Below are 6,311 nucleotides of genomic sequence, written 5' to 3'. Positions count from 1 at the left end.
GCGCGCATCCTGGGCGTGGGCGGCTACCGGCCCACGCGGGTGGTGCCGAACGAGGTGATCCTCGAGAAGATCGACTCCTCCGACGAGTGGATCCGCTCGCGCTCCGGCATCGAGACCCGGCACTGGGCGTCGCCGGAGGAGACCGTGGCGGCGATGTCGATCGAGGCCTCGGGCAAGGCGATCGCGGACGCGGGCATCGACGCCGAGCAGATCGGCGCCGTGGTCGTCTCCACCGTCTCGCACTTCAGCCAGACCCCGGCCGTCGCCACCGAGATCGCCGACAAGCTGGGCACGAACAAGGCCGCGGCCTTCGACATCTCGGCCGGCTGCGCCGGCTTCGGTTACGGCCTCACCCTCGCCAAGGGCATGGTGGTGGAGGGTTCCGCGGAGTACGTCCTCGTCATCGGCGTGGAGCGGCTGAGCGACCTGACCGACCTGGAGGACCGGGCGACGGCCTTCCTCTTCGGCGACGGCGCCGGCGCGGTCGTGGTCGGCCCCTCGCAGGAGCCGGCGATCGGCCCGACGGTGTGGGGCTCGGAGGGCGACAAGGCCCAGACGATCAAGCAGACCGTGTCGTGGGACCGGTTCAGGATCGGCGACCTGTCCGGACTGCCCGTGGACAGCGCGGGCAACGTCAAGTTCCCTGCGATCACGCAGGAGGGCCAGGCGGTGTTCCGCTGGGCCGTGTTCGAGATGGCGAAGGTCGCCCAGCAGGCGCTGGACGCGGCCGGAATCAGCCCGGACGACCTGGATGTCTTCATCCCGCACCAGGCCAATGTGCGGATCATCGACTCGATGGTGAAGACGCTGAAACTGCCGGAGCACGTCACGGTCGCCCGTGACATCCGCACCACCGGCAACACCTCGGCCGCCTCGATCCCGCTGGCGATGGAGCGGCTCCTGGCGACCGGCGAGGCGAAGAGCGGCGACACCGCGCTCGTCATCGGCTTCGGGGCGGGTCTCGTCTACGCCGCGACGGTCGTTACCCTCCCCTAGGCACTCCGTGCCGGATCATCCGTCCGGTACGAACGCCGCACACACCTGCCGCTGCCGCGGCGGGCGCCACACCCTCTGGAACACAACGAAGGAGCGCCGACATGGCCGCCACTCAGGAAGAGATCGTCGCCGGTCTCGCCGAGATCGTGAACGAGATCGCCGGGATCCCCACCGAGGACGTCCAGCTGGACAAGTCCTTCACCGACGACCTGGACGTCGACTCGCTGTCCATGGTCGAGGTCGTCGTCGCCGCCGAGGAGCGCTTCGACGTCAAGATCCCCGACGAGGACGTCAAGAACCTCAAGACCGTCGGCGACGCGACCGACTACATCCTCAAGCACCAGGCCTGATCTACCGATCACTGCTTTGGGCTGACAGCCCCGCCACCCGGCGGTGGCGCCGTACGAATCCTCGTATCCGTTGGAGAAAGAATTCCCGTGAGCTCGACCAATCGCACCGTGGTCGTCACCGGTATCGGCGCAACCACACCGCTGGGTGGCGACGCAGCCTCGACCTGGGAGGGTCTGGTCGCCGGCAAGTCCGGCGTCAAGCCCCTGACCCAGGAGTGGGCGGCCGAGCAGGCCGTACGTATCGCGGCCCCGGTCGCCGTGGAACCGACCGAGACCATTCCGCGGCCGCAGGCCCGCCGTCTGGACCGCTCGGCGCAGTTCGCGCTGATCGCCGCTCAGGAGGCGTGGAAGGACGCGGGTTTCACCGGCAAGGCCGGTGAGGACGGCAGCATCGACCCGGACCGGCTGGGTGCGGTCATCGCCTCCGGCATCGGCGGCGTGACGACGCTGCTCGACCAGTACGACGTGCTGAAGGAGAAGGGCGTCCGCCGTGTCTCCCCGCACACCGTGCCGATGCTGATGCCGAACGGCCCCTCGGCCAACGTCGGCCTGCTCGTGGGCGCCCGCGCGGGCGTGCACACCCCGGTCTCCGCCTGCGCGTCGGGCGCCGAGGCCATCGGCTACGCCATCGAGATGATCCGCACCGGCCGCGCCGACGTGGTCGTCGCCGGCGGTACGGAGGCGGCGATCCACCCGCTGCCGATCGCCGCGTTCGGCAACATGATGGCGATGTCCAAGAACAACGAGAACCCCGAGGGCGCCTCGCGCCCCTACGACGTCGACCGGGACGGCTTCGTCCTCGGTGAGGGCGCCGGTGTGCTCGTGCTGGAGTCCGCCGAGCACGCCGCCCGGCGCGGCGCCCGCGTCTACGCGGAGGCGGTCGGTCAGGGCATCTCCGCCGACAGCCACGACATCGTGCAGCCGGAGCCGGAGGGCCGCGGCATCTCGCACGCCCTGCAGAACCTGCTGGACCGCACCGACCTGAACCCGGCCGAGATCGTGCACGTCAACGCGCACGCCACCTCGACGCCGGCCGGTGACATCGCCGAGCTGAAGGCGCTGCGCAAGGTGTTCGGCGACGACGCCGACCACATGGCGGTCTCCGCGACCAAGTCGATGACCGGTCACCTGCTCGGTGGCGCGGGCGGCGTGGAGTCGGTGGCGTGCGTGCTGGCCCTGTACCACCGGGTGGCTCCGCCCACCATCAACGTCGAGAACATCGACCCGGAGGCCGAGGCGAACGCGGACGTGGTCCGCGGCGAGGCCCGCAAGCTGCCCGTGGACGGCCGCATCGCCGCCCTGAACGACTCGTTCGGGTTCGGCGGCCACAACGTGGTGCTCGCCTTCCGGACCGTCTGAGAGTTTGCGGTACGCACGTGAGCCGTGCGTACGAGAAGGGCCCCCACCCGACGGTGGGGGCCCTTCGTTCGGCTTTTCGCCCGGCCGTTCGATTGAGGGGCCGTCAGCGCCCCACGGTCACACCACCTGGTGCAGCCAGCGCACCGGGGCGCCCTCACCCGCGTAGCGGAACGGCTCCAGTTCGTCGTCCCAGGGCTTGCCCAGGAGCCTGGTCAGTTCGGCCTCCAGGTCGCTCTCGCCGCGCTGGAAGCGGACCAGGGCGGCGCGCAGCCGGTCCTCGGGGATGAGGATGTCGCCGTGGATGCCGGTGACGGCGTGGAAGATGCCGAGGTCCGGGGTGCAGCTGTAGCGCTCGCCCTCGGCGGTCGCGCAGGGCTCGGCCGTGACCTCGAAGCGCAGCAGGTGCCAGCCGCGCAGCGCGGAGGCGAGTTTGGAGGCGGTGCCGGCCTCGCCCTGCCAGGAGAACTCCGAGCGCCAGGTCCCGGGCGCGGCGGGCTGCCGGATCCAGTCCAGGCTGACGCGCGTGCCGAGCACCCCGGCGACGGCCCACTCGACGTGCGGGCACAGCGCGCGCGGCGCGGAGTGCACGTACAGAACTCCACGTGTCGTCACCGGGACCTCCGGGCAGAGCGGGACAGAGTGCGGGCGGGCGGGCGGCAGTGGCGCGCGACCGCCCTGCTGATGGCGAGGCTACCGTGCGAGGAGCCAAGGAGTGTGACGTACCGTCGGTCCCGGTGCCAGGAAGGGCCTGCCATTCACCCAGGGGGACGCTTGTACGGGTGTACGCCGTCACCTCGGGTGGGGGCGGGAACCTCCACGCGTTCTCATGGAGGGGAGTGGAGTTCTGCACGACGACCGAGGGGATCACGAGGGATGCGAAAGCGAAGCCACGGTATGCGGGCCGCTCATGCCGTCGTGGCGGCGGCCGTGCTGGTCACCGCGGGCTGTGACGTGGTCGGTGACAAGGCGTCCGCTCGGGACGCCGGTGCCAGAGCCGCCAAGCCGTCGCCCGTCCAGGTCTGGGACAGCAGCCCGGACTCGATCGCCGCGGTCGGCGACTCCATCACCCGCGGCTTCGACACGTGTGCCGTGCTGTCGGACTGCCCGGATGCCTCGTGGGCGACGGGCAGCGACCCCTCGGTGAACAGCCTGGCGGTGCGGCTGCTCGGCGCGGCCGGTGCGGCACGGCACAGCTGGAACCACGCGGTGACGGGCTCTCGAATGGCGGATCTGAACGGTCAGATGGCCAAGGCGGTGCGGAACAAGCCGGAACTGGTCGCGGTGATGGTCGGGGCCAACGACGCCTGCCGCGACTCCACCGCCCAGATGACCTCTGTCGCGGACTTCCGCCGCGACTTCCAGAAGGCCATGGACACCCTGCGCCAGGCGCTGCCCAGGACGGAGGTGTACGTCTCCAGCGTGCCGAACCTGAAGCGGCTGTGGTCGCAGGGGCGGACCAACCCGCTGGGCAAGCAGATCTGGAAGCTCGGCATCTGCCCGTCGATGCTGGGCGACGCGGACGCGCTGGACGACGCGGCCAAGCAGCGGCGCGAGACGGTGCAGTCCCGGGTGGTGGACTACAACAAGGTGCTGTCGGACGTGTGTGCGAAAGACCGCCGCTGCCGCTTCGACCACAACGCGGTCTTCGACTACCAGTTCGGCACGGCGCAGCTCAGCCACTGGGACTGGTTCCACCCGAGCCGCAACGGCCAGGCGAGACTCGCGGAGATCGCCTACCGCACCGTCACCGCCAAGAAGCCGTGACCTAGGGTTTTCCACATGAGCGAACTCTTCGGCACACTTTCCGACGGCACACCGGTCCACCGCTGGACGCTCGAGCGGGCCGGAGTGCGGGTGCGCGTGCTGTCGTACGGCGGGATCGTGCAGTCGGTCGAGGTCCCGGACCGGGACGGGCGCACCGCGGACGTGGTGCTGGGCTTCCCGGACCTGGCCGGCTACCTCGCCCACCCCGAGCCGTTCCTCGGTGCCCTGATCGGCCGGTACGCCAACAGGATCGCCGGCGGCCGTTTCCCGTTGGACGGGTGGAGGTACGCGCTCGCGCGGAACAACGGCCCCAACTCGCTGCACGGCGGCGAGCGCGGCTTCGACAAGCGGGTGTGGGACGTGTCCGAGGTCGAGCACGGAGTGCGCCTCACCCGGGTCAGCCCGCACGGCGAGGAGGGATTCCCCGGCCGGCTCGAGGTCACGGCGACCCTCACGCTGGACGAGTCGGGCGCCCTGCGCCTCGCCTACGAGGCGGTCACGGACGCACCGACCGTGGTCAACCTGACCAACCACACGTACTGGAACCTCGCCGGTGCCGGCTCGGGCGAGACCGGCGGCCACGAACTGCGGCTCGCCGCCTCCCGCTACACCCCGGTCGACGCGGACCTCATCCCGACCGGCACCCTGGCGGAGGTCGCGGGGACCCGCTTCGACTTCCGGCAGTCCCGCAAGACCGGCTCCGGCTACGACCACAACTTCGTCCTCGACAAGGGCGTCACCCGGGCCGCCGAGGAGGTCGCCGAACTGCACGACCCGGTCTCCGGCCGCGTCCTGACGGTGGCGACGACGGAGCCGGGCCTCCAGCTCTACACGGCCGACCACATCGCGGCGCCGTTCGCCCCGGGCGACGGGATCGCCCTGGAGACCCAGCACTACCCGGACTCCCCCAACCGGCCGGAGTTCCCGAGCACGGTCCTCCGGCCGGGTGAGGTGTACCGGTCGGAGACGGTGTACGGCTTCTCGGTGCGGTGACGCGCGTACGCCTTCCGGGTGCGGGGTGCGTGGTGTGGGGCCCGGTGACCGGCGACGGGCTTCTCGGTGCGGTGGCGCCGTGGCGCGGGGCCCGTGGCGGCCGTCCGCCGCCCCAGGCGGTCCCGAGTGGCCGGCCTAGACGGTCTCGCCGCGCATCCGTCCGGCCGCCCGGCCGAGCAGCGCCACCGCGCCCGCGCAGACGAGCAGCACCGCGCCGCCGATCAGCGTCGGCTGCACTTCGCCGCCCTTGATGCCCTCGCCGGTCACGGTGGCGGCCAGCGCCAGGATGATGGAGTACAGGCTCCGGCCGACCTTCGCACCGGCCGGGATCACCTGGAGCAGCTGCGGAATGGTCGTGGCGGCCCCGAGCCCCATGGCGAACGGGATGAACGCGCCCGCCATCAGCGCCCCGAACCCGAACGAGTTGCCGTACGCGCCCCAGCCGACGCCCTTGACCAGCAGGTAGCCGGTGGCGGCGAAGGACAGCAGGACCAGGACACCGTTGATGTACGCGGCCAGCGTGGCGGCCTTGCGGGCACCGGGCAGGTGCGCCGCCGGGGAGCGCCAGGCGTCCGGGGTGATCAGACGCAGCTGACGCTTCAGGGCCTGCATCCGCGTCAGCGCGAGGACTCCCATGGCCATGAGGGCCAGCCCGGCGGCCGCGGCGGCGAAGCCGGCCGGGNNCGCCGCCGAAGGCGAGCGGAAGGCCGAGCACGAAGCCGTAGGCGAGCAGCTTGGACTTCTTCTGGATCCCGAGCACCAGCGTCCGCTGGTCCGCGGTGAGGTTCGGATCGAGCCGCATGTGGCCGTCGCCTAGCCGCTGTCCGGGGGCCTGGGGTTGCTGGGGGG

General features: G+C 71.3%; 7 protein-coding genes. 5 read left to right on the top strand and 2 right to left on the bottom strand.

The window, feature by feature from the left end:
- The 3 genes from BZY54_RS29210 to fabF form a co-directional block, all read left to right on the top strand.
- Nucleotides 1–996: ketoacyl-ACP synthase III (locus BZY54_RS29210; RefSeq protein ID WP_086728336.1), on the top strand; the 996-nt coding region annotated here is incomplete at its 5' end.
- Between the two features lie 101 nt (nucleotides 997–1,097).
- Nucleotides 1,098–1,346: an acyl carrier protein gene (locus BZY54_RS29205; RefSeq protein WP_018545314.1), complete on the top strand. Its 249-nt coding sequence runs from the start codon at nucleotides 1,098–1,100 to the stop codon at nucleotides 1,344–1,346.
- A gap of 87 nt (nucleotides 1,347–1,433) precedes the next feature.
- Nucleotides 1,434–2,705, top strand: coding sequence for a beta-ketoacyl-ACP synthase II (gene fabF / locus BZY54_RS29200; RefSeq protein WP_086728335.1), 1,272 nt, complete (start codon nucleotides 1,434–1,436; stop codon nucleotides 2,703–2,705).
- A gap of 117 nt (nucleotides 2,706–2,822) precedes the next feature.
- On the opposite strand, the gene BZY54_RS29195 is transcribed toward fabF, so the two are convergent.
- A complete protein-coding gene (locus BZY54_RS29195; protein ID WP_086728334.1) occupies nucleotides 2,823–3,317 on the bottom strand; it encodes a DUF3145 domain-containing protein in 495 nt (164 codons plus the stop codon).
- A 261-nt stretch (nucleotides 3,318–3,578) separates the two neighbouring features.
- On the opposite strand from BZY54_RS29195, the gene BZY54_RS29190 reads away from it, so the two are divergent.
- Both BZY54_RS29190 and BZY54_RS29185 read left to right on the top strand, forming a co-directional pair.
- The gene (locus tag BZY54_RS29190; RefSeq protein ID WP_086728333.1) at nucleotides 3,579–4,469 is read left to right on the top strand and encodes an SGNH/GDSL hydrolase family protein; all 891 of its coding nucleotides are present in this window, start codon (nucleotides 3,579–3,581) and stop codon (nucleotides 4,467–4,469) included.
- 15 nt (nucleotides 4,470–4,484) lie between these two features.
- Nucleotides 4,485–5,462, top strand: a complete 978-nt coding sequence (locus BZY54_RS29185; RefSeq protein WP_086728332.1) for an aldose epimerase family protein — start codon at nucleotides 4,485–4,487, stop codon at nucleotides 5,460–5,462.
- 135 nt (nucleotides 5,463–5,597) lie between these two features.
- Here BZY54_RS29185 and BZY54_RS29180 read toward each other — a convergent pair whose 3' ends face one another.
- On the bottom strand, nucleotides 5,598–6,104 hold the full coding sequence (locus tag BZY54_RS29180; protein ID WP_143668144.1) for a hypothetical protein: 507 nt from the start codon (nucleotides 6,102–6,104) through the stop codon (nucleotides 5,598–5,600).
- Between the last annotated feature and the right edge of the window lie 207 nt (nucleotides 6,105–6,311).

It is taken from the genome of Streptomyces carpinensis, assembly GCF_002154505.1.
Lineage (GTDB): Bacteria > Actinomycetota > Actinomycetes > Streptomycetales > Streptomycetaceae > Streptomyces > Streptomyces carpinensis.
This window is presented reverse-complemented; position numbering and strand designations above follow the sequence as displayed.

Bases quoted from the DNA above. Each gene is read 5' to 3' on its own strand.
- BZY54_RS29190 (WP_086728333.1), top strand. From the start codon at position 3,579: ATGCGAAAGCGAAGCCACGGTATGCGGGCCGCTCATGCCGTCGTGGCG.
- BZY54_RS29185 (WP_086728332.1), top strand. From the start codon at position 4,485: ATGAGCGAACTCTTCGGCACACTTTCCGACGGCACACCGGTCCACCGC.
- BZY54_RS29180 (WP_143668144.1), bottom strand. From the start codon at position 6,104: ATGGCCATGGGAGTCCTCGCGCTGACGCGGATGCAGGCCCTGAAGCGT.
- BZY54_RS29205 (WP_018545314.1), top strand. From the start codon at position 1,098: ATGGCCGCCACTCAGGAAGAGATCGTCGCCGGTCTCGCCGAGATCGTG.